Source organism: Clostridium chrysemydis, from assembly GCF_015234215.1.
In the GTDB taxonomy this organism is placed as follows: domain Bacteria; phylum Bacillota; class Clostridia; order Clostridiales; family Clostridiaceae; genus Clostridium; species Clostridium chrysemydis.
Map to the genome: position 1 here is coordinate 185,617 of NZ_JADEKP010000003.1, position 22,617 is coordinate 208,233.

The window sequence follows — 22,617 nt, forward strand, 5'->3', positions numbered from 1 at the left end:
ACAGAGTTAAGGGGGAAACAAAGATGAAGATTTTAGAAGTAAAAAACCTTAAAAAAATATATCAAACATTACTTGGAGGAAATAAAGTACAAGCTTTAAGTAGCGTATCTTTTTCTGTAGAAGAAGGAGAGTATTTAGCTATTATGGGTGAGTCAGGTTCAGGAAAAACTACACTTTTAAATATATTAGCAGCACTTGATAAACCTACAAGCGGTAGTGTTTTGTTAAATGGAGAAGATATAACAAAGATAAAGGAAAAAGGATTAGCTGAGTTTAGACGTAAGAATTTAGGATTCGTCTTTCAAGATTTTAATCTTTTAGATACTTTTTCTATTAAAGATAATATATTTTTACCTTTAGTTTTATCAGGAGAAAAGTATAAAGAGATGAATGAAAAGCTTAAGCCTATAGCTAAAAAGCTTTTGATTGAAGATATCTTAGAAAAATATCCTTATGAAGTATCAGGAGGGCAAAAGCAAAGAGCGGCAGTTTCTAGAGCTTTAATTACAAATCCAAAGCTGGTTTTAGCAGACGAACCTACAGGGGCACTTGATTCTAAGTCAGCAAACAGCTTACTTAAGATGTTTAATGAAATAAATGAAGAAGGTCAAACTATTTTGATGGTTACCCACAGTACAGCTGCAGCTAGCCACGCTAAAAGAGTTTTATTTATAAAAGATGGTGAGGTTTTCCACCAAATCTATAAAGGGGATATGACAAACGAAGAGATGTATCAAAAGATAACAGATACATTAACGATAATTGCAACAGGTGGTGAGACTAATGAATAGCTCACTTTATCCAAAACTTGCATTAACTAATATAAAGAAAAATTCAAGGCTTTATATCCCTTATATTTTAACTTGCATTGTAACTATAGCTATGTTTTACGTTATATTTGAACTAGCTAATAACCCTGGGATGAAAAAGCTACCAGGGGCTACAGGAATAATCAGTTTAATGAGCTTTGGAGTAGTTATAATCGGGATTTTATCAGCTGTATTTATTTTTTATGCAAATAGCTTTTTAATAAAACAAAGAAAAAAAGAGTTTGGATTATTTAATATTTTAGGAATGGAAAAAAGGCATATAGCTAGGATAGTATTATTTGAAAACTTATATGTATCTTTAGGAAGTTTAGTTACAGGGATCCTTTTAGGATTATTATTAAATAAATTAATGTTTTTACTTCTTTTAAAGCTTTTAAAGTTTGAAGTACAGATGGGATTTGAGTTTTCTAGTATAGCATTAATCGGGACAGTAATTTTGTTTGCAATAGTGTTTACATTAGTACTTACAACTACGATAATTCAGATTTATAGATCAAAACCTATAGAATTAATAAAAGGAAAAAGCGTTGGAGAAAGAGAGCCTAAAAACAAATGGATAATAACTATAATAGGGCTTATATCACTTTCTATAGGCTATTATATTTCAGTAACTACAACTAATAAATTAGCAGTAGTAAACTTATTTTTTGTAGCAGTTTTATTTGTTTGTATCGGGGTGTATTGCTTATTTACATCAGGGTCTATAACTTTACTTAAAATCCTTAGAAAAAATAAAAATTATTATTATAAAACTAATCATTTTATTTCAGTTTCTACTATGATGTATAGGATGAAACAAAGTGCTTTCGGACTAGCTAATATCTGCATATTATCAACATCAGTTTTAGTAGTAGTATCGTCTACAGTAGCACTTTACGTAGGAAGTGAAGATATAATAAAGTCTAGATATCCTAAAGAAATAACTATAACTTTAAACAAAGCTTCAGATAAGTCTATAGAAGATGTAAACAAAACTGTAGACAAGATTTTAGAAGAAAATAAAGTAAGTGCAGTAGATTTAGCTTCTTACAAAATGAAAACAGGGATCCTTTCTAAAGAAGGAGATAAATTTATAGTAAATGATGGAGTAACTTTTATAGCAAATGGAGACGTAAGCACAGTAATTCCAATAACTTTAGAAGATTATAATAAAGTCATGAAAGAAAATAAAACTTTAAAAGATAACGAAGTTTTGATGTATTCAAATAGAGAAAAATATAATAAAGATTCTTTTAGTATCGATGGAAAAACTTTTAATATAAAAGAAAAACTAAAGGAATGTGTTCCAAATGGAATGAACACAGCAAGTATTTTTAATACAGATTATATAGTAGTTAAAGACGATAATACTTTTAAGGAGTTATTGAAAAATAGTAATGAAGAGTATTATTACGGATTTGATTTAAATAATAAAGATTTAAACGGTAAGGTTTATGATGAGATAAATAAAGAACTTAAGGGAGTACAAGACAAATATAAAATAAAAACAGAATTAGCAGATAGGGAAAGAGCAGACTTTTACTCTATATTTGGAGGGTTATTCTTCTTAGGAATATTCTTAGGAACTTTATTTATAATGGCAACTATTTTGATAATGTATTATAAACAATTATCTGAAGGTTACGACGATAAGGAAAGATACAATATAATGCAAAAGGTAGGCTTAAGTAAAAGGGAGATTAAAGCTACTATAAACAGTCAGGTTTTAACGGTATTCTTTATGCCATTAGCCTTTGCAATAGTAAATATAGCTTTCGCATTTCCTTCTATAACAAGGCTTTTAGAAGCTTTAAACTTCACAAACGCAAAGCTTTATGCAGTATACACAGGGGTAACTTGCCTTGTATTTGCTCTTTGCTATGGAGCAGTTTATCTTGTAACGGCTAAGATTTATTACAAGATTGTAGAGTAGAATTTAATAGATTTTTTGAAATAGCTAGTGGGACTTTTAGGAGAGGCGGTTTTACTAGCTATTTTGTTTTAGGATAATCAACTAGGAACCGTATCATAAGTAAATGAGGTTTTTAGCCTTAGGCATTTATATAACTTGCCTAAGGCTATTTTTATACGTAAAAATACCACATAATAAGTAATGGTTAATTTAAAAAATATGGTAATATTAATCATAAACAAATTTGTTAAATAGGAAAACAGTACGATTAATTATAAGATATATGTATAACAAAGGGGAAAATAATTATGCAAGTAAATAGATTATTTGAAATTATATATATTCTTTTAGAACGGAATATTATAACTGCAAAAGAGTTAGCACAAAGATTTGAAGTATCACAAAGAACTATTTATAGAGATATTGAAACACTATCAACAGCAGGAATTCCAGTATATATGAGTAAAGGAAAAGGTGGAGGTATATCTATATTACCAGACTTTATATTAAATAAAGCCATATTAACAGAAGAAGAAAAATCAGAAATATTATCATCTATAAGAGCAGTTAATGCTGTAAGTTTTAGCGATACAGAGACTGAAAAGGTTCTTAGAAAATTAAATAATATATTAGGTGAAAATGATACTGATTGGATAGAAGTTGATTTTTCAAATTGGGGAAATGCAGAAAGGGAAAAAGAAACCTTTAATAATCTTAAATCTGCAATATTAAATAAAAAAGTAGTGAAGTTTGATTATAGCAGTGGTAAAGGTGAAAATATTAGTAGGGAAGTATGTCCATTAAAATTATATTTCAAAGGTCAAAGTTGGTATATGTATGGACATTGTAAAATACGAAATGATTATAGATTTTTTAAATTAAGAAGAATAAAGGATTTATGTATTTTAAAAGAGAGTTTTAATATTAAAGTACCAAAAAATATAATGAAGGAAGATAATATTTTTAAGGATGAATTTGTTACTTTAAAAATGAGAATTTATCCTAAAATGGCATATAGGGTATATGATGAATTTCAAGATTTTAAGAAGCTAGATGATGGTAGTTTTATTGTTACTATTGAATATCCAAAAGGAGAATGGCTTTTTAGTTATATAGCTTCTTTTGGAGAAGAATGTACAGCTTTAGAGCCAAAAGAAATAAGAAAAGAAATAAAAAATAAAATTGAAAAAATGCTTTTAAATTATTCTTAATATGACATTAAGTTGTCATATTAAGACGAGTATAATAACCTTATCAAAGATATGGAGGTTATATATATGAAGTATGAAATTGTTAATTTAAAGGGAAAAACCTTGGTAGGAGTTAGTGCGGTTACAAGTAATGATGATCCTAATATGGGGAAAATCATTGGAGGACTTTGGGAAAAATTATATCAAGGTGGTATTAACGAAACAATAAAGAATAAGGCAAATGAATATGCAATAGGACTTTATTCAGATTATGAAGATAACAAATATTTAGTTACAGCTGGAAATGAGGTATGTAAGGCTGAAAATGAAGGACTTACAATAAAGAAAATTCCTGCAGGAAAATATGCTAAGTTTTCTATAGAAGGGCATATGGAAAAAGTAGTTGCAGAAGCTTGGAATGAAATTTGGCAAATGGATTTAGACAGAAGCTATGAAGCAGATTTTGAAGAATATTTAAATTCAGATTTCAATAATGCTAAAATTGATATTTATATTTCATTGAAGTAATAATTAAGAGATACAATATAGCTTTCGCATTCCCATCCATAACAAGGGTTTTTACAAGATTGTAGAGTAGAATTTAATAGATTTTTTGAAATAGCTAGTAGGACTTTTAGGAGATGGGTTTACTAGCTATTTTCTTTTAAAGAATGTTTAAATTCTGGGATAATATCTGGTGGGTAAGCAAAATAATAAGAAATTTAGAGATATAATGATAGATTGCTAAAATTATTTATGTTACAATTGATTGGAAAATATTTACAAAAGGTGGGATTTGATGAAAAATAAAACTATGTCAATAATTTTAGGTATAATTTTATTATTTAATTTATTGTGCGTTGGAACTGTTGCTAATGCATCAGAAGGTGATTTAACTCAAATAGGAAATGGGATTAATTTATATTCTGAAGTAAAAGGAGAAGGAAATTATACAGTAGTATTTGAAAGTGGTTATTGTGATGGAACTGAAACATTTGATTATTCTACTGAATCTATGGTTTCTAACTGGCAAGCAATACAAGATAACATTTCAAAGAAAGCTAATACTATTGCATACGATAGAGCAGGCGTTAAAAATAGTTCGGACACTGGAAACATTGTAATGTCTGAAAAAGACAAGATTGATGCACTAATGGGTAAAAAGATTGATATTAATCAATATGGTTATAATGGAACTACTAAGACAGCTAGGGATAAGGCGATGAATTTATATGAGCTATTAAAGAAAAAAAAGTTACCAGCACCTTATGTTATAGTAGCGCATTCTTTAGGGGGATATACAGCGATAGAATTTGCTAAGATGCATGGGGATGAGTTAGCAGGTATATTGTTTGTAGATGCATCAGGTAGAAATCAATTAGGAGAGAATTTGGAATTCTTCAAAAATTACCTGCCTGAGATGATAGATCCATTTTTAGCATCATTTACTAATACAGACGGAAATATTGATGATATTTTAGTAAGTCAATCACAAGTTTATGATGACAACAATGCTTTAAGAAATATACCTATAACTTTTATTGAATCAGATCCAATAACTACTGTTGGAAGTGATCCAATACAATTAGAAGCATGGAATGAAATGAGAAATAAACAAGTTAAAGACATCCTATCTTTATCAAATGATTCAAAACGTGTATATGTTCCAGAATCAACTCATTATGTTCATTTAAGCCATACTCAATTAGTAATTAATGAATTAAATGAACTCTTAGATACTAGAATAGATATAAATAAATAGTAATTAAATGAGGAAAGTGACTATATTCTAGACACCCTTAATTTAAAAAATAAATTTTATATAAAAAATCAATAGTGAAAATGAAGAATCAATCATAATAATAGAACATGAATTAAATTTATAATAAAAAATAGAAAATTTTAATAGGTTTATTTTTTATAGAAATTTGGTATAATAGAAATAAGAAAAGCTTAGTGCGCTAACACTAAGCCAATCCTTAGAACATTATTTTGTTTTAGGGCTATTGGATAAATTAAAAAAATATTTAATTAAGAGTAAAGCACACTAATCTTTGTCGGATGGGTGCTTTTTCTCTTTGCCATTAAGTTCTATATGAATTCCAAGAAATTTAATCTTGATAATTAATTTAGAAATAAAAAGATTATGTTTTAAAACTAATCTAATAATATAAATAGCAACAAAGCTTTTTATAGTCAATTCTAGCATGTCCAATACCACCCCCTAACTATGATGAAATATCACCAATAGTCCTAGGGGGATAAAACGTTCAAAACCCCCGTAGCCATCCACTACGGAATTCTTAAATTCTACCTTAAAATTATACCATAATTATGTAGAGAACATACATAAGAATAAAATGGAAAATAAATTTTTGGTTTTAAATAATAGAATATAATTATGTGTGAGGATTAAAAAAATATAGGAAATTACTATATATAAAAAAGCTTAGTGTAAAAACTAAGCTTTCTTCATATCTTATAATTCTTTTCTTAAGAAACTATCCTTTTCTACTTTAAAAGGAACCTTAATTGAGAAGATCATTCCAGGGTGTTGACATTCAGTTACCTTTTCATAAGCTTCATTATAGATTTCATCAGCTGTGAATGATTCATCAAAACAGTTTGGTGATAAGATCTCTAGCTTATCTCCTTGGATAAATTTATTTCTTTGCTTGCATAGTGCCATACCTGTTTCTTCGTTGTAATCTAGGACTATTGCAACCATATCCCATTCTTTTACGTGATCGTTTGTGTGATATATTATGCTATCTTCCTTTGGTTCGCTAAAGAAGAAACCTGTGTTGTATTCTCTGTGGCTTACTTTGAATAATTCATCTCTTACTTCTTTAGGTAGTTTGTAGTTTTCAGGGCCTTCATAGTATAAATCTATAGCTTTTCTATAAGCATTTACTACTATAGCAACATAGTATTCACTCTTGTTTCTACCTTCTATTTTAAGTGAAGATATGCCAGCATTTAAAAGTTCAGGCATATAATCTATCATACATAAATCCTTAGAGTTCATTATGTATGTTCCTCTTGAATCTTCTTCTATTGGGAAGTACTGACCTTGTCTTTTTTCTTCTACTAAAGAATATTTCCATCTGCAAGATTGAGCGCAAGTCCCTCTGTTTGAATCTCTTCCTGTCATATAGCTTGATAGTAAACATCTTCCTGAATAAGACATACACATAGCTCCGTGAACAAATACTTCAAGTTCTAAATCTTCTGGAATATTATTTCTTATAGTTTTAATTTCTTCTAAAGAACACTCTCTTCCTAAAACAACTCTTTCAGCTCCCATTTCGCCCCACATATTAACTGCGGCATAGTTAACTGTATTTGCTTGAGTACTTATATGTATTGGTAAGTTTGTGTGCTTTTTAACTACTGAAAAAACTCCAAGGTCTGATACTAAAACTGCATCAATATTAGCTTCTTCAAGTTTTTTAAAGAACTCTGGAAGTCTATCAATCTCTTCGCTTCTTGGCATAATATTTACTGTACAATACATCTTTTTACCAAGGCTGTGAGCAAGTTCTGCTCCTTCTTTCATATCTTCAAAGCTAAAGTTTTGAGCTGCTGCTCTTAGTGAAAAGTCTTTTCCACCAAAATAAACTGCATCTGCTCCATATTTAAAAGCTATTTTTAATTTTTGTAGATTACCAGCTGGTGCTAAAAGCTCTGGTTTTTTATATTTCATAATCATATATACCATCCTTATGTTTATCTCTTTTAATTTTACTACATAAATTATATATATCTTAAAGAAAAAAATCTAGTTTTATGTACTTATTAAATGATAATATCATAAATTTAAAACTTTAATTTAGTATAATAGAACTAATAAGAATCGGAAGTTATGGAAAGTATGTGCAAAAGAATGTTATCTAAAAGATAAATTAGAAGTGAGGGATTAGTTTGATAGAATATAAAAATAGAGAAGAATTGATTTTAGAAATTTCAACTCGTGCAAAATTGTTTATTGAAGAATTTGATAGCGTTAGTGAAAAAGATAAAGATGAATTGATTGAAGGGGTTGATAGAACACCTTCTCAAATGATTGCTTATCAATTAGGGTGGATGAATCTTATTCTTGATTGGGAAAAACAAGAAAATGAAGGATATGATGTTATGACGCCAACTGAAGGTTATAAATGGAACAACCTTGGATCATTATATGATAGTTTTTATAAGGAATATGATAACTATACTCTTAGTGAATTAAGTAATAAGTTTACAAATAAAGTATCTGAAATCATAGAATTAATTAACAGCTATACAGATGTTGAATTATTTGAGCAAGGGGGTAGAAGGTGGGCATCATCTACTCCTGCTAATTGGGCTATATGGAAATGGGTTCACATAAATACTGTTGCTCCATTTAAGTCATTTAGATCAAAGATAAGAAAGTGGAAAAAACTACAATAAATATAAGATAATTAAAAGAAGAATATTTTATTAGTAATTATATAAAAAGGAATTGTTATGGAGGTAGTATCTCATATGGAAATGATAGATATATATGACGAGATAGGTCAAAAAACTGGTGGTATTTTAGAAAAATATGAAGCTCATAAAAGAGGAGCTATTCATAAAGGTGTTTGCGTTTGGATAATAAATTCTAAAGATGAGATATTGCTACAAACTAGAAATGATAAAGGTATATTAAAAAATATGAAGGATATTTCTTTTTCAGGACATATTAAATCTGGTGAAACTTCTATAGAGGCAGCTATACGAGAAGGGAAAGAGGAGCTTGGCATTAACTTAGAATTAGATAAACTAAAGTTTCTATTTACCTGTCGAGAGTATGGAGAGCTTGATGGATATATTGAAAATGAAATAGATGATGTTTTCCTTTATAGAAAGGATATTCTTTTAGAGGATTGCTCTTTTTCTGATAATGAAGTGAAAGATGTATCTTATGTTTCACTTGAGAAATTTAAGGAGATGGTAGAAACAGAATCAGATATGCTTGTACCATACAAAAATCATTATATTTTCTTATTAAGAGCTTTAAGTAAGTGGTAAATTTTTATTTATAATGGTCATGCATTTATAAAATTAGGTTTATTATAATTAATAAAAGTATAGGGGGAAGGGGAGGAGAACCTCTCTTTAAAGATAAGTATGAAGGAAGTTGTAGTTTTATTAAGGGGTGTAATGCCTACAGGGAAAAATAAAATACCGAAGATGTCAGAATTAGCTACCGTATTAGAAGAAGTAGGGTTTAAAGACGTGAGGACTTATATTCAAAGTGGGAACGTGATTTTAAAAACAAATCTGTCAGACGAAGAAACAAAAAATAAGATACATAAGGTTATTTTAGATAAGATAGGTGCAGATTTAAAAATAATAATAAAAACTAAAAATGAGCTAGAGATAGCAATTAAAGAAAATAAGTTTAAAGAAGATTATGATTTTTCAAGGATTCATTTAGCTTTTACTAACGATGAGATAAATAGTGAAAAGCTTAAAGAAGTTCAGGATATAGTCTTTGAAGGAGAAATTTTAAACTTAGGTAGTAATTGTTTTTATATGTATCTACCTAGGGACTCTAAAAAGAAAAAGCTAAATAATAATTTCTTAGAAAAGAAGCTAGGAATTACGTTAACAACAAGAAAGTTAAATGTAATTCAAAAGTTATATGGGATGATGAGCTAGCAAAGGGAATTAGGGTGATTTTGAAGGAGGATAAAATATGGAATATGATTGCGGATTTACGAAAGAAAACGGGTGGTTCAGGTATAAAGCAGTTGCGATAATTATTGAAGACGGCTCTGTATTATTTGCTAAAAATGATAGGGATGATTATTACTATCCAGTTGGAGGCGGAGTTCATATAGGTGAAAAGGCTGAGGATGCTGTTTTAAGAGAGGTTTTTGAAGAAACCGGGGTGCATTATGAAATTGATAGATTAGCATTTATTCATGAGAATTTCTTTAATGGAAGTGGAAGTCTTGAGGGGTATAACTGTCATGAAATTGCTTTTTATTATTTGATGAAGCCAAGGGGGTCGCAAAAACTGAATAGTAATAGTTATTCAGGTGGCTATAGAGAGTATATGCGTTGGTTACCTATAGAAAAATTATCAGACTATAAGGCATTTCCTACATTTTTTAATGATAAATTATCCAATATAAAAGGCTATGTAGAACATATTATTACAGATGGAAGATAGATAAATTTATAAACTATTAAATGATAAAAATAATTTGTATAGGAGAATTATTTAATATCCAAAGGAGTACCAATTTTAGATTTTTATTCTCATAATTATTAGTTAATAGATTAATAGTTTTAATGTAAAAAAAGATATTATTTCTTCAAAGAGCATGAAGGAGAGTTTTAAGTAATAAAAAATCTAGATAGAGGTATAAGGGTTATGAGAATTAAGGAGTTTAATGGTGTTGAAAATATGTATTTAGAAAAGAGGAATAAATGAAAAAATTAGATAATAGAAGCGATTCTTTTAAAATAACAGTTATATATGTGATTTCTACTATAGCTACTATGATACTAGCTCAATTTATTGTTAAATATGGCTATATAAAAAGTGAGTTAAAAAATTATTTATGGGTTGTAGTATTTTTTACAGTTTTATTTTTAGCCTTAATAAAATTATTTAAAGTAAAATATAAGTCTATACTATTGTTTTTAGGAATAATTATGTTTTTTCTTATTTTTATACTTATAAATATTGATATCTTTGTTTCTATAGGAAGTACCCCAGATGCTGGTTTATTTCCAATACTAACATTTATAGCAATATATACAACATTACCATTTCAATGCATTATTATTACTTTAGTAGGGTATGATTTATGGGAGCTTTCATACGTAATAGTTCCAATATATATAGCTTTGTTAGCTTTATTTAGTTATCTTATAGCAAGAAATGAAAATAAGAGTTTATAAGGAGTGTAATATATTTTTATTGATAAATTAAGATTACATAAAAGTTATTCTTTAGGGTGAAATATAGAAATAGGAGATTTAAAATGAAAAATATAATAATGGATCATATAATCGATAAATATGAGCCACATACAGTAATTTTGTATGGATCTTATGCTGACGGTTCTAATAATGAAAACAGTGATTTTGATGCACTTGTAATTACAGATAAAGATTTAAATTTTCATGATGGAAGTATTGTTAATGGAGTACAGCTAGATATTTTTATTTATAATACATCGTTTAAAGATAATATTAATTACGAAGACTATGTGCAAATACATGATGGAGAAATAATAATTGATAAAAATGGAGTAGGTAAAGATCTTCAAGATAAGGTTTGTGAATTAATCAAAAATACAACTAAAAAGTCTAAAGAAGAAAAGGAACATCAGTTAGAATGGTGCGAAAAAATGCTTCTACGTTCTAAAAGGGATAATATAGAAGGCTATTTTAGATGGCACTGGCTTTTAGTTGATAGTCTTGAGATTTATTTCATTCTTTGTGATGAATATTATTACGGTCCTAAAAAGAGCTTATTAAAATTAGAAAAGACTAATAAAGACGCATTTGATTCTTATAGTAAAGCATTAAGAAATATTGATTCTAAATCTTTAGAGGATTGGGTGGAGTATTTAAAATATACTTTTAAAGATAAGCTATAGAAAATTATAAATAAATTTGAAAAGATTATATATTGTAAGATTACACAATTTAGAGTATCTAGATAACATAGTATAATTAGAGTTAATTAACCTTAATAAAAAGGATTAAATAGGTTACAAGGAGATAAAGAGATGAACTTTGATATCAAAAATTTAAAATGGATAAGGGAACCTAAAAGCTATTCTATAAACAAAGATAAAATAGAAATTATTACAAAACCACATACAGATTTATGGCAAAGAACATACTATCATTTTAGAAATGATAATGCACCTGTGCTTCAAATGGAGACTAGTGATAAATACTTTTCTTTTATAGTAAAGACTGAGTTTGAGAGTAAACACCGCTTCGATCAATGTGGAATAGTTATGTATTTAGATAGTGAGAATTGGCTTAAAGCTTCTATTGAATATGAGAATGAAGATTTTCAGCATTTAGGAAGTGTTGTCACTAATAACGGATATTCAGATTGGGCAACTACTTCAATAGATGCATCTATTAAATCTATGTGGTATAGATTTAACCGTAGGGAAGATGATTATTGTATAGAATGTTCTGTTGACGGAATAAATTACAATCAGATGCGTATATGTCATATGAGTAAAGGAGCAGATGCTATTCAATTTGGTATTTATGCTTGCAGCCCAGAGGACTCATCTTTTAAAGCAACATTTACTAATATGGAAATAACTGAATGTAAATGGTTAGCTCACAACGGACAAACTCCTGATTAAGGATATTAAAAATTGGATTTTTATAATAAGATAAAATTAATAATAGAGCTAAAAATAGTAGCCTTTAAAGAATATAGGCTACTATTTTTATTTACTTATATAAAAAACGATAATATTAAAGGTTTCTATTTACAATATATGGTATAATAAATCCTAATCTAAATTATAAGTTAAAGTAAGAAATCTATATTGAGGTGTAGGGGTTATGAGAATTAAAGAGTTTAATGGTGTTGAAAATATGTATTTAGTAAGAGTCGATGAATCAGAATCGTGGTACTATTCAGTATTATCTAAGTGCTCTGAAGCATATGAGGTTAAGGAATTTAAAAATGATTACCAAGGAACGAGATTAATTTTGATTGAATATCCTAAAGGCAAAATTTTAGAGCCAATCAAACAGGAAAAGAATGTGTTATTAGAAAGACCAGTGTATGATATTTTGAGTAAGTCCTTTGGAATAATAAAGTATGATTTTAATAAAGAGGTTATAGAGTTAATTGTTTTTAATCCAGAACTTGAAAGTACAGAAGTTTTAACTGAAATTCCATTTTCAGATTTAGGTGATATGATAAATGTAAGATTAATTACATCACCATTTGCTCTAGTTAAGCATGATTTGTTAGGAGATGCTATAGATTTTATATGGCCTAAAAAAATGCATATTCAGTTAGAAAATAATGAGACAGTAGAATTTAAAGGGGATGGAAAACTATTTGCTTCAAAGTGGATTGAAGATCCGGATTATCGAGAAGAAATAATTATTAGGGATATAGAAACTTTTGAAATAATAGAGAGAAGCAAGGGATATTTTAGAAGGATGCCTGACGGGTCTTTATGGAAGATGACACTTTAAATATCAAGTATTAAAAATTCAAAATAAAAATTAAAGCTTATTTATGTTTATTTTTCAAGAAAATTTGATATAATATAAATAAGAAAGCTTAGTGCTGAGAACACTAAGCAATCCTTAGAACATTTATTTTGTTTTAGGGCTATTGAATGAATTAAATAAATTTAATTAAGAGTAAAGCACACTATTCTTTGCGGGATGGGTGCTTTTTCTCTTTGCCGTTAAGTTCTATATGAATTCCAAGAAATTTAATCTTGATAATTAATTTAGAAATAAAAAGATTATGTTTTAAAACTAATCTAATAATATAAACAGCTACGAAGCTTTTTATAATCAATTCTAGCATATCCAATACCACCCCCTGACTATGATGAGGTATTCACCAATAGTCCTGGGAGATAAAACGTTCAAAACCCCCGTACCCATCCATTACGGAATTCTTAATCTCTACTTTTAAATTATACCATAATTATCTAAAATATAAATATAAGAATAAAATGGAAATTTAATTTTTTACATAATTCTTTAAAGTAAATTTAAATAGTTATAGTAATTACTTTTTTATAATGAAATAATGAATTTAAAAGGTAACAACAAAAGATAGGGGAGGTTATATTAAATGTTTAACACTTTAAGTTATATAGGGAAAAAATTAAACGATGAAGGGATACTATGGGGAGTTGGAGCTTCTATACTTTTAAATAGGTTTGGATTTATTGATAAACCTAATGATATAGACATTTTTATAAGTTTGGATGATATTGAAAAGGCTGATGAAATTTTAAAAAGTATTGGTGAAAAGAAAAAATGGGAAAAGACTTCAACATATTCAACAGAGTATTTTTATGAATATGTGATAAACGGGATTGATATTGATGTTATGTCAGGCTTTGCAGTTAATCATAATAATGGAACTTTTAGATATATATTTGATGAAAAATCTATTTCGGAATTTCAAATCATAAATGGAGTTAGTATACCATTCACTTCTTTAGAGGATTGGTATGTTATTTATCAATTGATTCCTAAAAGACAAGCTAAAGTAGAAATGATAGAAAATTACTTAAAGTTAAATGGAGTTAAAAGACCAATGCTTTTAGAAAGATCTTTAGAGGGATGTTTAGAAGCAAATGTAAGAAGAAAGGTTCAGGCAATGTTAGGATAATTAGATTAAAGAAATCTAAAAATTTAAGCCTTAAAATTTTAGTTCTTGACTTAAGGAGATATAATTATTAGAATATAATTTATAAATAATATTCTCGTGAGGGAGTAGTTGGCGTAGAAATATGTTACAAAGTCAACATACTAACTATTTATAGTCTGGCTTTGTATTAAACAACGAGACTCATGTATAGCAAAAGTGCTATACGTGCGTCTTTTTTTATTTTTTTAGATAAAGCCCATGTGTAGTTAATCTCTATGCATGGGTTTTTTATTTATTAAAATTAAGTTGGAGGGAATCTATGAAAGCTTTTATGAAAGAAAAGGATTTAGTTATTAAAGAACTTAAATCAGATGAAAAGGAAGGACTAACCCCTGAAGGAGTTAGAGTAAGTAGAGAAAAGTTTGGGGTAAATGAGTTACCTAAAAAAGAACAAGAGTCAGTACTTAGAAGAATTATTAATTCAGCAAAAGAGCCTATGATTATAATGCTTATTGTGGCAGGCTTAATTGCACTTGGTGTTAATGTGAGTAGAGGTTTAACAGGGGGAGAAGCAGATTATTTAGAATGCTTTGGTATATTTATGGCTATCTCTCTATCTGTTATTATCACTGTAATTATGGAAGGGAAAAGTGCTAAGGCTTTTGAAGCTTTAAGTAAAATCAATAATGATACTTTAGTTAAGGTTATAAGAAAAGATGAGGTTTTACTTATACCTCAAGTAGAGATAGTAGTAGGTGATATAGTCGTTATTGAAACTGGTGATAAGTTGCCAGCTGATGGAAGACTTATAAGTAGTACATCACTTATGGTAGATGAATCAGCATTAACAGGGGAGAGCATGCCTGTAAAAAAGAATGCTGAAATAGTTTTAGATAAAGAAAAAACTCCTGTTGCAGATAGAATAAATATGCTTTATTCAGGCGGATTTGTTACAGGTGGTAGCGGAAAGATGATAGTAACTGGTGTTGGTGAAAATACTGAGTTTGGTAAAATCGCAACTGAATTATCAATATCAGAAAAATCAACTACGCCACTACAAGAAAAGTTAGCGAATTTAGGAAAATTTATAACAATCCTTGGAACTTTAGCCGCTTTAATAGTTTTTATAGTTCAAGTTATTATTTTTATTATTAATGGTACAGCTTCTTTTGAAACAATTTCAGAAGCGTTTATAACAAGTATAGTCTTAATAGTAGCAGCAGTTCCAGAAGGGTTACCTACAATCGTTGCAGTTTCTTTATCTATAAATATTATAAAGATGTCTAAGCAAAATGCTTTAGTAAAGAAGATGATTGCTTGTGAAACTATAGGTTGTATAAATGTAATTTGTTCAGACAAAACAGGTACTCTTACAGAAAATAAGATGACAGTAAAAGAAATTTATATAAATGGAAGTAGCCTTAAACCTAATGAAATAAACTCTTCTAATGTTATAAATAATTTTGCTTTAAATAGTAATGCAGATTTAAATTTTGATGATAATGAATCTAAGTTTATCGGAAATCCTACAGAGTGTGCTTTGTTAGTAGCTTTAAAGAAGTCTAATATAGACTATCAAAAGGTTCGTGAAGAGTCAGATATACTACACGTATTCCCTTTCTCATCAGATACTAAAAATATGACAACTATAGTAAATGATGAAAACTTATTAGCTTATACAAAGGGGAGTCCTGAAAAAATAATTTCACTTTGTAATATAGATAATAATGAATTAAAAAATATTGAAGAAGAAATTGCAAAATATCAAGAAAAGGCTTATAGAGTAATAGCATTTGCACACAAAACTTTAGATATAAATTGTGATTTTGAAGAAAAGAGAGAAATCATTGAAAATAATATGATATTTGATGGATTTGTAGCTATATCAGACCCGTTAAGAGAGGATGTTTATGAATCTATTAATAAATGCAGAAATGCTGGTATAGATACAAAAATACTTACAGGAGATAATATTATAACAGCAACAGCTATTGCAAATGAATTAGAATTATTAGACGAAAATCATATTGCAGTTGAAGCAAAAGATTTAGAAGATTTAGACGATAAAGAATTAGCTAAAATAATCCCTAAAATCCGTGTAATCGCTCGTAGTACACCTTCTATAAAGATGAGGGTTGTAAAGATTTTAAAAAGCCTTGGAGATGTAGTTGCAGTAACAGGTGACGGGATTAATGATGCTCCAGCTATTAAAAATGCAGACGTAGGAATAGCTATGGGAATATCAGGAACAGAAGTTTCAAAAGAAGCAAGCGATATAGTATTATTAAACGACTCATTTTCAACAATAGTAAAAGCTGTTCAGTGGGGCAGAGGAATTTATCAAAACTTCCAAAGATTTATCCAATTTCAGCTAACAGTTAATTTATCTTCTGTAATAGTTGTGTTATTTTCAATATTAGCTGGGTTTAAATCTCCATTTACAGCACTTCAGCTTTTATGGATAAATATCATAATGGATGGTCCTCCAGCTCTTACACTAGGCTTAGAGCCAATAAGAGATGATTTAATGAATAGAGAACCAACAAAAAGAGAAGCTAACATAGTTACAAAGGATATGCTAAGAAGGATAGTTATAAACGGAGTATATATATCAATTATTTTCTTAGGACAAAATATATTTAACTTTATGGGAGCTAGTGAAGCTGAGGCTTCAACAGTTTTATTTACATTGTTTGTAGTTTTCCAATTATTTAATGCCTTTAATAGCCGTGAGTTAACAAGCACAAGTATATTTAAAAATCTAGGAAACAATAAGCTTATGCTTGGAGTATTTTCTTTAACATTTTGCTTGCAACTATTAATAACGCAATTTGGAGGGGCACTTTTTAATACTGTAGCACTTCCTTTAGTAATGTGGATCAAAATTGTAGCAGTAGCTGCATCAATTATTTTAGTTTCTGAAATAATTAAACTTATAATAAGAAAAACTTCAAAATAGACCTAAAAATAGTAGCCTCCAAATTGCATGTGAGGCTACTATTTATTAAATATGAACTCAGATTTTATAGGGATCTCTGATATTCATAGAGAAGTGATAAAGTTAATGGCTCAAGGGTTAACAGATAAAGAGATAGCAACAAAACTTGGTATAGCGCAGTCAACTAAGTTAGATGTAGATTACGAAAGGATAAATGATTTTATAAACTATGAAAGCAAATATAATAGGAACGTAATAATAAAGTCATACAAAAATATAAAAAGAAAATTAGAATCTAACAAAAATAAAATTAGAGAAAAGGATCCTAGGTGGCTTGTTCACAGCACAACCGAAGAAGCTTATAAGTTAATTAAAGAAAGTAATTTTTTATATTCTCCAAATGAGTTAAGAAAGCTTGGAAAAGAAATAAGTGAGATTGGTTTAAAACACTATCTAGAACCAAAGGATTACTCAGATTATATTATGTTAGATATTTTAAATGGTTGTGGGGAGTTAGTAGTAAATTCAAGGCAATTAGGGTATGTTTGTACTGATGGAAATATGGAATACAACCCTGGTGTAAGGTTATATTTTGATGCTCACAAGATAATAGAAGATGGTTTGGCGGAAAGAGACGGTCTTCATATCCTAAAAGTAGAGAAGGAGCTGTCTTTAGATAAATATCTAGTAATGGCAGTTACAAAAGATAAGGCGAAGGAAAAGGTAAGTTGGACTCCTACTACTTATACAGAGTGGGCTAACAATTATTTTTTAAGAAAAAATAATAAGAAATAGATTTTAATCTAAATTAAGGTAAAAAGTTATTTTTTGCATATACTACTCTTAACTGTTAGTTTTGGAGGTAATTAAATGACTGAAGAATATTATATAGAATCCTTAATTTCTATGCTTAAAAAGGATATGGAAAAAGATTATTTAAAAGGAACTACAAAAAGGGATGCACACCCTAAAACGTTAGGGCTTTTAAAAGCAGAATTTAAAGTTATGGAGGGCTTACCAGAAGAGCTTAAAGTCGGATTATTTAAAGAAGCTAAATCTTATAAAAGCTTTATAAGGATTTCTAGTTCATCGCCTAAAGTAGAAGGGGATGATAAAAAAGACGCTAGGGGTTTTGCTATAAAGCTTATAGGAGTAAAAGGTAAAAAAGTTTTAGAAGACGAAAAATATACTCAAGATTTTATACTTTTAAGTAATGAGGTTTTCCCTTTTAGAAACTTAAAATCCTTTCACGATTTAGTTTATGCTAGGGATAACGGCAAACTACCTCTTTATTTAGTTAAAAATATTTTAAAAGGGAATCTACCTAATTTAATTAAGCTTTCATTAGTTCCTAAAAATCAAACTAGTCCTTTTGATATAAGTTATTTCAGTACTACTGCTTATAAATTTTCAGATAAGGTTGTTCGCTATAGTATTGTTCCTAGAAGTCACATTAAAAGCAAGATTCCAAAAGCCGGGGGAGCGTCCTACCTTTCTAACAATATGCAAAAGGCGTTAGATAATGGCAAAATAATATTTGATTTTAAGATCCAATTTAAAAAGCCTAATATGAAAGACGACCCTTCAGTTGTATGGAATAAAAAAATATCTCCTTATATAAAGGTCGCTGAAATCATAATAGATAAACAAAGTGTTATGGATAAAAGGAGAAATGAATTAGCTGAAAAATTATCTTTTAATGTAGGACATTCTTTAATTGAACATACCCCTATAGGAGAATTTAATAGGGCTAGGATGAAGATATATACGGAGTTATCAAAATTCAGACACCTTAGAAACGATGAAAAAATGCTAGAACCTACAATCAGCGATTTTAATTCAATATAAGATTATATAAAAAGTTTTAAAATATTAATTTATTTTAGAACTTTTTTATTTTTAGGTCTTCTGCAAAACGGTCAATAATAATATAATCTTATTAACCGAAATGGTAAATGAGAGGTGATATAAATGAATCAAAAGTTTTTTAATTTACCTACAGAAAAGCAAAACACTATCATAAATGCAGGTTACAGAGTCTTTTCTGAAAATAAATATAAAAAATCACCAATATCAGAAATTGCCCTAGAAGCTGGAATATCAAAATCCTTAATATTTCATTATTTTAAGAACAAAAAGGAGTTATATTTGTATTTATATCAGTATGGGGTAGAAGTACTTATGAAAGAAGCAGTAAAAACTCAAGTATTCGAGGAAAAAGACTTTTTTAAGCTTTATTTAGAAGGTGCAAAGTGTAAGTTTGAAATTTTTAAGAAACATAAATATTTATTTAATTTTATGGTAAGAGTTTATTATGAGGAAGATGATGAAATTAGATCAGAAATAGAGGGCAAGAATGAATCATTAATTAATTACAAAAATAATTTACTTATGAATAATATAGATATGTATAAATTTAAAGATGATATAGATATTAAAAACTTAGATAAAATGCTTAATTGGTGCACAGAAGGATATATGAAAGAAAACTATAGGGATGGAAATTTGGATTTAGATGTACTTATAGATGATTTTAGTGGGATTATAGACTTTTTTAGAAAAAATAGCTATAAGGAGGAGTATTTAAGGTGAATGTAATTGAAATAAAGGACCTTACGAAGGATTATGGAAATAGGCGAGGTATTTTTGATGTTAATCTTAATATTAAAAAAGGTGAGGTTTTCGGCTTTTTAGGACCTAATGGAGCTGGAAAAACTACAACTATAAGGCACTTAATGGGATTTATAAGATCAAACAAAGGGAGCTCTAAAATAGATGGGATGGATTGCTTTAAAGAAAGTAACAAGATTCAAACTAAACTTGGATATCTTCCAGGAGAAATTGCCTTTATGGATGATATGACAGGGATGGAATTTATTCATTTTATTGCAGGTATGAAAGGCTTAAAGGATTTTAAAAGAGCAGAAGAATTAATAGAGTTATTTGAACTTAACCCTAAAGGTAAGATAAAAAGGATGTCTAAGGGGATGAAGCAAAAGATCGGGATTGTTTGTGCTTTTATGAGTAACCCAGATATTTTAATTTTAGATGAGCCAACTAGTGGGCTTGACCCTTTAATGCAAAATAAATTCGTTGAACTTATTTTAGAAGAAAAATCTAAGGGTAAAACTATTTTTATGTCATCTCATATTTTTGATGAAATCGAAAAGACTTGCGATAGGACTGCGATTATAAAAGACGGGTATGTTGTCGCTATAGAGAATGTAAAAACTTTATCTAATTCTAAACATAAATCTTATGTTATTAAATTTAAGGACAAAGAAGTAGCTAAAGAGTTTTCAAAAGAAAAGATAAAGGTAGAAGAAATAAAAGATGATGTTGTAAATGTTGATGTAAAAGGTGATATAAACGCATTTATAAATATTTTAAGTAAGTATGAAGTAAAGAGTTTAGACGTAAAAACTCAAAGCTTAGAAGAATTATTTATGCATTTTTACGGAGGTAAAGAGAATGATTAGTTTAACTCTTTTTAAGAAAGAAATAAAGTCAAATTATAAAATCATATTTATATTTTTAGCTATACTAACTCTTTATTCTACGAGTATTGTTTTTATGTATGACCCTTCAACTACTAGTGCTTTTGAAGAAATGGCAAAAAGTATGCCAGAGATGATGAAAGCTTTCGGGATGGCAGCTGCAGTAACTAATATTACTGAGTATATTGCAAATTATTTATACGGATTTATAGTCCTTATGTTTCCTATAATCTGCACTATAATCCTTGGAAATAAACTAATAGTATCTTACGTAGATAAAGGGTCTATGGCGTACTTATTAGGAACTCCAAATAAAAGAACTAAAATAGCTTTAACTCAAAGTGTTTTTATGATGGTATCTAGCGCAGTGTTACTTATCTACACTTCAGGACTAATAATAATTTTAAGCAATATAATGCATCCAAACTTATTAGATACTAAAAGCTTTATTTTGTTAAATATAGTGCTTTGGTTTCTTCAACTTGCAGTAAGTGGAATATGCTTCTTTGCATCTTGTATAAGCAACAATTCAAAGCTTTATTTTATGATAGGTGCAGGGGTTCCTATAATGTTTTATTTATTACAAGCTTTAGCTAATATGGGTGACAAGCTTGAATGGCTTAAGTATTTTACCTTATTTACTTTATTTAACCCGTCAGATATTATTTCTGGAAAAGGTATAGCCCCTGAAATAATAGCACTAGCAGCGGTTGCTATAGCTTTTTACGCAATAGGAATATATATATTTTCAAAGAGAGATTTATCTTTATAGATAGAGTTATTATAATAGATTAATTTAAAATAGACCTTATCATTTGATATTAAATGATAAGGTTTATTTATGTTTTGATATAATATAAATTAATATTAAATAATTAAAAGAGGTAAACAATATGATTTTTTTAATATCAGGAAGTTCGCATACAGGAAAGACACTTTTAGCTCAGAAATTATTAGAAAAATATAAATATCCTTATATATCTATAGATCATTTAAAGATGGGTTTAATTCGTAGCGGGAAAACAGAACTTACTCCAGAAGACGATGATAAACTTACGGATTATCTTTGGCCTATAGTTTGTGAAATGATTAAAACAGCTATAGAAAATAAGCAAAACTTAATAGTTGAAGGGTGTTATATTCCTTTTGATTTTAAGAAAGATTTTAAAAAGGAATATTTACCTTTTATAAAGGATATATGTCTTATTTTTAGTGAAAATTATATTGAAAACAACTACGATAAGATTATTAATAAAGGTAGAGTTATAGAGAAAAGGTTAGATTATAATTATCCTAAAGAATTAATGATTGAAGATAATAAAAAGGTTCTTAAAGGAAGCTTAAAATATAAAAATGATTATATTTTAATCGATAAATATTATGAGGTAGATGTTTGTATGGATACAGTTTTAACTAGCGAAAGGTTAATATTTAAGAGGATTAATAAAAATGATTTTAAGAATATTTCAGAAATGCTAAAAGATCCAGAAGTGATGTACGCTTGGGAGAAAGGCTTTACTTCTGAGGAAGTTGAGCGTTGGATAGATAAAAGGTTAAAAGGGTACGAAGAGTTTGGGTACGATTATTTTTTAGCTATAGATAAAAATACTAAAAAGGTAGTAGGACAAATAGGTTTATTAGATGAAGTAGTTTTTGGGGAGCATTTTACAGGGCTTGGCTACATACTAAAAAAAGAGTTTTGGCATAAAGGTTACGCCTTAGAAGGTGCAAATGCTATGATAGAGTATGCATTTTCCTTGCTAGGAAAAGAAAAGGTTATAGCTACGATTCGCCCAGAAAATGAAGCATCTTTAAAGGTAGCTAAAAAGCTCAAAATGAATTTAGAAAGTGAATTTATAAAAGTATATAAAGGCAAAGAGATGAAACATTTAGTTTATAGTATTTTAAAGTAAG

At 28.5% G+C, this 22,617-nt stretch carries 24 protein-coding genes; 21 read left to right on the forward strand and 3 right to left on the reverse strand.

Annotated features, from left to right (window positions below; genetic code table 11):
- Positions 1-23: 23 nt before the first annotated feature.
- From INR60_RS10925 to INR60_RS10945, 5 genes are all read left to right on the forward strand, one after another.
- The gene (locus tag INR60_RS10925; RefSeq protein ID WP_194191567.1) at positions 24-791 is read left to right on the forward strand and encodes an ABC transporter ATP-binding protein; all 768 of its coding nucleotides are present in this window, start codon (positions 24-26) and stop codon (positions 789-791) included.
- Entirely contained in the window at positions 784-2,742 is a 1,959-nt protein-coding gene (locus tag INR60_RS10930; RefSeq protein ID WP_194191568.1) for an FtsX-like permease family protein, read from the forward strand. Before INR60_RS10925 ends, INR60_RS10930 begins: the two co-directional genes overlap by 8 nt.
- A 287-nt stretch (positions 2,743-3,029) precedes the next feature.
- Entirely contained in the window at positions 3,030-3,932 is a 903-nt protein-coding gene (locus INR60_RS10935) for a helix-turn-helix transcriptional regulator (RefSeq protein WP_194191569.1), read from the forward strand.
- 66 nt (positions 3,933-3,998) lie between these two features.
- Positions 3,999-4,439, forward strand: a complete 441-nt coding sequence (locus INR60_RS10940) for a GyrI-like domain-containing protein (protein ID WP_194191570.1) — start codon at positions 3,999-4,001, stop codon at positions 4,437-4,439.
- A 271-nt stretch (positions 4,440-4,710) separates the two neighbouring features.
- Positions 4,711-5,673 (forward strand): alpha/beta fold hydrolase, encoded by a 963-nt coding sequence (locus tag INR60_RS10945; protein ID WP_194191571.1) that lies wholly within the window; start codon positions 4,711-4,713, stop codon positions 5,671-5,673.
- A 285-nt stretch (positions 5,674-5,958) separates the two neighbouring features.
- Here the strand turns inward: INR60_RS10945 and INR60_RS10950 are convergent, their stop codons facing one another.
- Together INR60_RS10950 and INR60_RS10955 are read right to left on the reverse strand one after the other, a co-directional pair.
- Positions 5,959-6,120 (reverse strand): hypothetical protein, encoded by a 162-nt coding sequence (locus INR60_RS10950; protein WP_194191644.1) that lies wholly within the window; start codon positions 6,118-6,120, stop codon positions 5,959-5,961.
- Positions 6,121-6,390: 270 nt separating this feature from the next.
- A complete protein-coding gene (locus INR60_RS10955; protein ID WP_194191572.1) occupies positions 6,391-7,623 on the reverse strand; it encodes a peptidase U32 family protein in 1,233 nt (410 codons plus the stop codon).
- A gap of 212 nt (positions 7,624-7,835) precedes the next feature.
- Between INR60_RS10955 and INR60_RS10960 the strand changes: the two genes are divergently transcribed.
- From INR60_RS10960 to INR60_RS10995, 8 genes are all read left to right on the forward strand, one after another.
- Positions 7,836-8,345: a ClbS/DfsB family four-helix bundle protein gene (locus tag INR60_RS10960; protein ID WP_194191573.1), complete on the forward strand. Its 510-nt coding sequence runs from the start codon at positions 7,836-7,838 to the stop codon at positions 8,343-8,345.
- A 75-nt stretch (positions 8,346-8,420) separates the two neighbouring features.
- Positions 8,421-8,948, forward strand: coding sequence for an NUDIX hydrolase (locus INR60_RS10965; protein WP_194191574.1), 528 nt, complete (start codon positions 8,421-8,423; stop codon positions 8,946-8,948).
- 99 nt (positions 8,949-9,047) lie between these two features.
- A complete protein-coding gene (locus tag INR60_RS10970) occupies positions 9,048-9,581 on the forward strand; it encodes a DUF1697 domain-containing protein (RefSeq protein ID WP_194191575.1) in 534 nt (177 codons plus the stop codon).
- A gap of 37 nt (positions 9,582-9,618) precedes the next feature.
- Positions 9,619-10,098, forward strand: a complete 480-nt coding sequence (locus tag INR60_RS10975; RefSeq protein WP_194191576.1) for an NUDIX hydrolase — start codon at positions 9,619-9,621, stop codon at positions 10,096-10,098.
- A 260-nt stretch (positions 10,099-10,358) separates the two neighbouring features.
- Positions 10,359-10,835, forward strand: coding sequence for a hypothetical protein (locus tag INR60_RS10980; RefSeq protein WP_194191577.1), 477 nt, complete (start codon positions 10,359-10,361; stop codon positions 10,833-10,835).
- Positions 10,836-10,918: 83 nt separating this feature from the next.
- Positions 10,919-11,539 carry a nucleotidyltransferase domain-containing protein gene (locus INR60_RS10985; protein WP_194191578.1) on the forward strand — a complete coding sequence of 207 codons (621 nt, stop codon included), beginning with the start codon at positions 10,919-10,921 and terminating at the stop codon, positions 11,537-11,539.
- Positions 11,540-11,671: 132 nt separating this feature from the next.
- Positions 11,672-12,274 (forward strand): DUF1349 domain-containing protein, encoded by a 603-nt coding sequence (locus INR60_RS10990; RefSeq protein WP_194191579.1) that lies wholly within the window; start codon positions 11,672-11,674, stop codon positions 12,272-12,274.
- A gap of 205 nt (positions 12,275-12,479) precedes the next feature.
- Positions 12,480-13,127, forward strand: a complete 648-nt coding sequence (locus INR60_RS10995) for a hypothetical protein (RefSeq protein ID WP_194191580.1) — start codon at positions 12,480-12,482, stop codon at positions 13,125-13,127.
- A 181-nt stretch (positions 13,128-13,308) separates the two neighbouring features.
- Here the strand turns inward: INR60_RS10995 and INR60_RS11000 are convergent, their stop codons facing one another.
- A complete protein-coding gene (locus INR60_RS11000) occupies positions 13,309-13,470 on the reverse strand; it encodes a hypothetical protein (protein WP_194191645.1) in 162 nt (53 codons plus the stop codon).
- 273 nt (positions 13,471-13,743) lie between these two features.
- Between INR60_RS11000 and INR60_RS11005 the strand changes: the two genes are divergently transcribed.
- The 8 genes from INR60_RS11005 (at position 13,744) to INR60_RS17645 (ending at position 22,616) form a co-directional block, all read left to right on the forward strand.
- The gene (locus INR60_RS11005) at positions 13,744-14,289 is read left to right on the forward strand and encodes a nucleotidyltransferase (RefSeq protein ID WP_194191581.1); all 546 of its coding nucleotides are present in this window, start codon (positions 13,744-13,746) and stop codon (positions 14,287-14,289) included.
- 298 nt (positions 14,290-14,587) lie between these two features.
- Positions 14,588-17,227 carry a calcium-translocating P-type ATPase, PMCA-type gene (locus INR60_RS11010; RefSeq protein WP_194191582.1) on the forward strand — a complete coding sequence of 880 codons (2,640 nt, stop codon included), beginning with the start codon at positions 14,588-14,590 and terminating at the stop codon, positions 17,225-17,227.
- Positions 17,228-17,278: 51 nt separating this feature from the next.
- Positions 17,279-18,001 carry a helix-turn-helix domain-containing protein gene (locus tag INR60_RS17710; protein ID WP_238480436.1) on the forward strand — a complete coding sequence of 241 codons (723 nt, stop codon included), beginning with the start codon at positions 17,279-17,281 and terminating at the stop codon, positions 17,999-18,001.
- Between the two features lie 75 nt (positions 18,002-18,076).
- Positions 18,077-19,054: a catalase family protein gene (locus INR60_RS11020; protein ID WP_194191583.1), complete on the forward strand. Its 978-nt coding sequence runs from the start codon at positions 18,077-18,079 to the stop codon at positions 19,052-19,054.
- Between the two features lie 123 nt (positions 19,055-19,177).
- A complete protein-coding gene (locus INR60_RS11025) occupies positions 19,178-19,798 on the forward strand; it encodes a TetR/AcrR family transcriptional regulator (RefSeq protein WP_194191584.1) in 621 nt (206 codons plus the stop codon).
- On the forward strand, positions 19,795-20,685 hold the full coding sequence (locus tag INR60_RS11030) for an ATP-binding cassette domain-containing protein (RefSeq protein WP_194191585.1): 891 nt from the start codon (positions 19,795-19,797) through the stop codon (positions 20,683-20,685). The genes INR60_RS11025 and INR60_RS11030 overlap by 4 nt, the downstream gene beginning before the upstream one ends.
- Positions 20,678-21,475 (forward strand): ABC transporter permease subunit, encoded by a 798-nt coding sequence (locus INR60_RS11035; protein ID WP_194191586.1) that lies wholly within the window; start codon positions 20,678-20,680, stop codon positions 21,473-21,475. Before INR60_RS11030 ends, INR60_RS11035 begins: the two co-directional genes overlap by 8 nt.
- Before the next feature lie 121 nt (positions 21,476-21,596).
- On the forward strand, positions 21,597-22,616 hold the full coding sequence (locus INR60_RS17645) for a GNAT family N-acetyltransferase (RefSeq protein WP_207729562.1): 1,020 nt from the start codon (positions 21,597-21,599) through the stop codon (positions 22,614-22,616).
- Position 22,617: the final 1 nt, after the last annotated feature.

Coding starts and splice junctions, on each gene's coding strand:
- INR60_RS10940 (WP_194191570.1), top strand. CDS start 3,999: ATGAAGTATGAAATTGTTAATTTAAAGGGAAAAACCTTGGTAGGAGTT.
- INR60_RS17710 (WP_238480436.1), top strand. CDS start 17,279: ATGAACTCAGATTTTATAGGGATCTCTGATATTCATAGAGAAGTGATA.
- INR60_RS11035 (WP_194191586.1), top strand. CDS start 20,678: ATGATTAGTTTAACTCTTTTTAAGAAAGAAATAAAGTCAAATTATAAA.
- INR60_RS11025 (WP_194191584.1), top strand. CDS start 19,178: ATGAATCAAAAGTTTTTTAATTTACCTACAGAAAAGCAAAACACTATC.
- INR60_RS11020 (WP_194191583.1), top strand. CDS start 18,077: ATGACTGAAGAATATTATATAGAATCCTTAATTTCTATGCTTAAAAAG.
- INR60_RS10925 (WP_194191567.1), top strand. CDS start 24: ATGAAGATTTTAGAAGTAAAAAACCTTAAAAAAATATATCAAACATTA.
- INR60_RS10990 (WP_194191579.1), top strand. CDS start 11,672: ATGAACTTTGATATCAAAAATTTAAAATGGATAAGGGAACCTAAAAGC.
- INR60_RS10985 (WP_194191578.1), top strand. CDS start 10,919: ATGAAAAATATAATAATGGATCATATAATCGATAAATATGAGCCACAT.
- INR60_RS10950 (WP_194191644.1), bottom strand. CDS start 6,120: ATGCTAGAATTGACTATAAAAAGCTTTGTTGCTATTTATATTATTAGA.
- INR60_RS10975 (WP_194191576.1), top strand. CDS start 9,619: ATGGAATATGATTGCGGATTTACGAAAGAAAACGGGTGGTTCAGGTAT.
- INR60_RS11000 (WP_194191645.1), bottom strand. CDS start 13,470: ATGCTAGAATTGATTATAAAAAGCTTCGTAGCTGTTTATATTATTAGA.
- INR60_RS10930 (WP_194191568.1), top strand. CDS start 784: ATGAATAGCTCACTTTATCCAAAACTTGCATTAACTAATATAAAGAAA.
- INR60_RS10945 (WP_194191571.1), top strand. CDS start 4,711: ATGAAAAATAAAACTATGTCAATAATTTTAGGTATAATTTTATTATTT.
- INR60_RS11005 (WP_194191581.1), top strand. CDS start 13,744: ATGTTTAACACTTTAAGTTATATAGGGAAAAAATTAAACGATGAAGGG.
- INR60_RS10980 (WP_194191577.1), top strand. CDS start 10,359: ATGAAAAAATTAGATAATAGAAGCGATTCTTTTAAAATAACAGTTATA.
- INR60_RS10935 (WP_194191569.1), top strand. CDS start 3,030: ATGCAAGTAAATAGATTATTTGAAATTATATATATTCTTTTAGAACGG.
- INR60_RS10995 (WP_194191580.1), top strand. CDS start 12,480: ATGAGAATTAAAGAGTTTAATGGTGTTGAAAATATGTATTTAGTAAGA.
- INR60_RS17645 (WP_207729562.1), top strand. CDS start 21,597: ATGATTTTTTTAATATCAGGAAGTTCGCATACAGGAAAGACACTTTTA.
- INR60_RS10955 (WP_194191572.1), bottom strand. CDS start 7,623: ATGATTATGAAATATAAAAAACCAGAGCTTTTAGCACCAGCTGGTAAT.
- INR60_RS11010 (WP_194191582.1), top strand. CDS start 14,588: ATGAAAGCTTTTATGAAAGAAAAGGATTTAGTTATTAAAGAACTTAAA.
- INR60_RS10965 (WP_194191574.1), top strand. CDS start 8,421: ATGGAAATGATAGATATATATGACGAGATAGGTCAAAAAACTGGTGGT.
- INR60_RS10970 (WP_194191575.1), top strand. CDS start 9,048: ATGAAGGAAGTTGTAGTTTTATTAAGGGGTGTAATGCCTACAGGGAAA.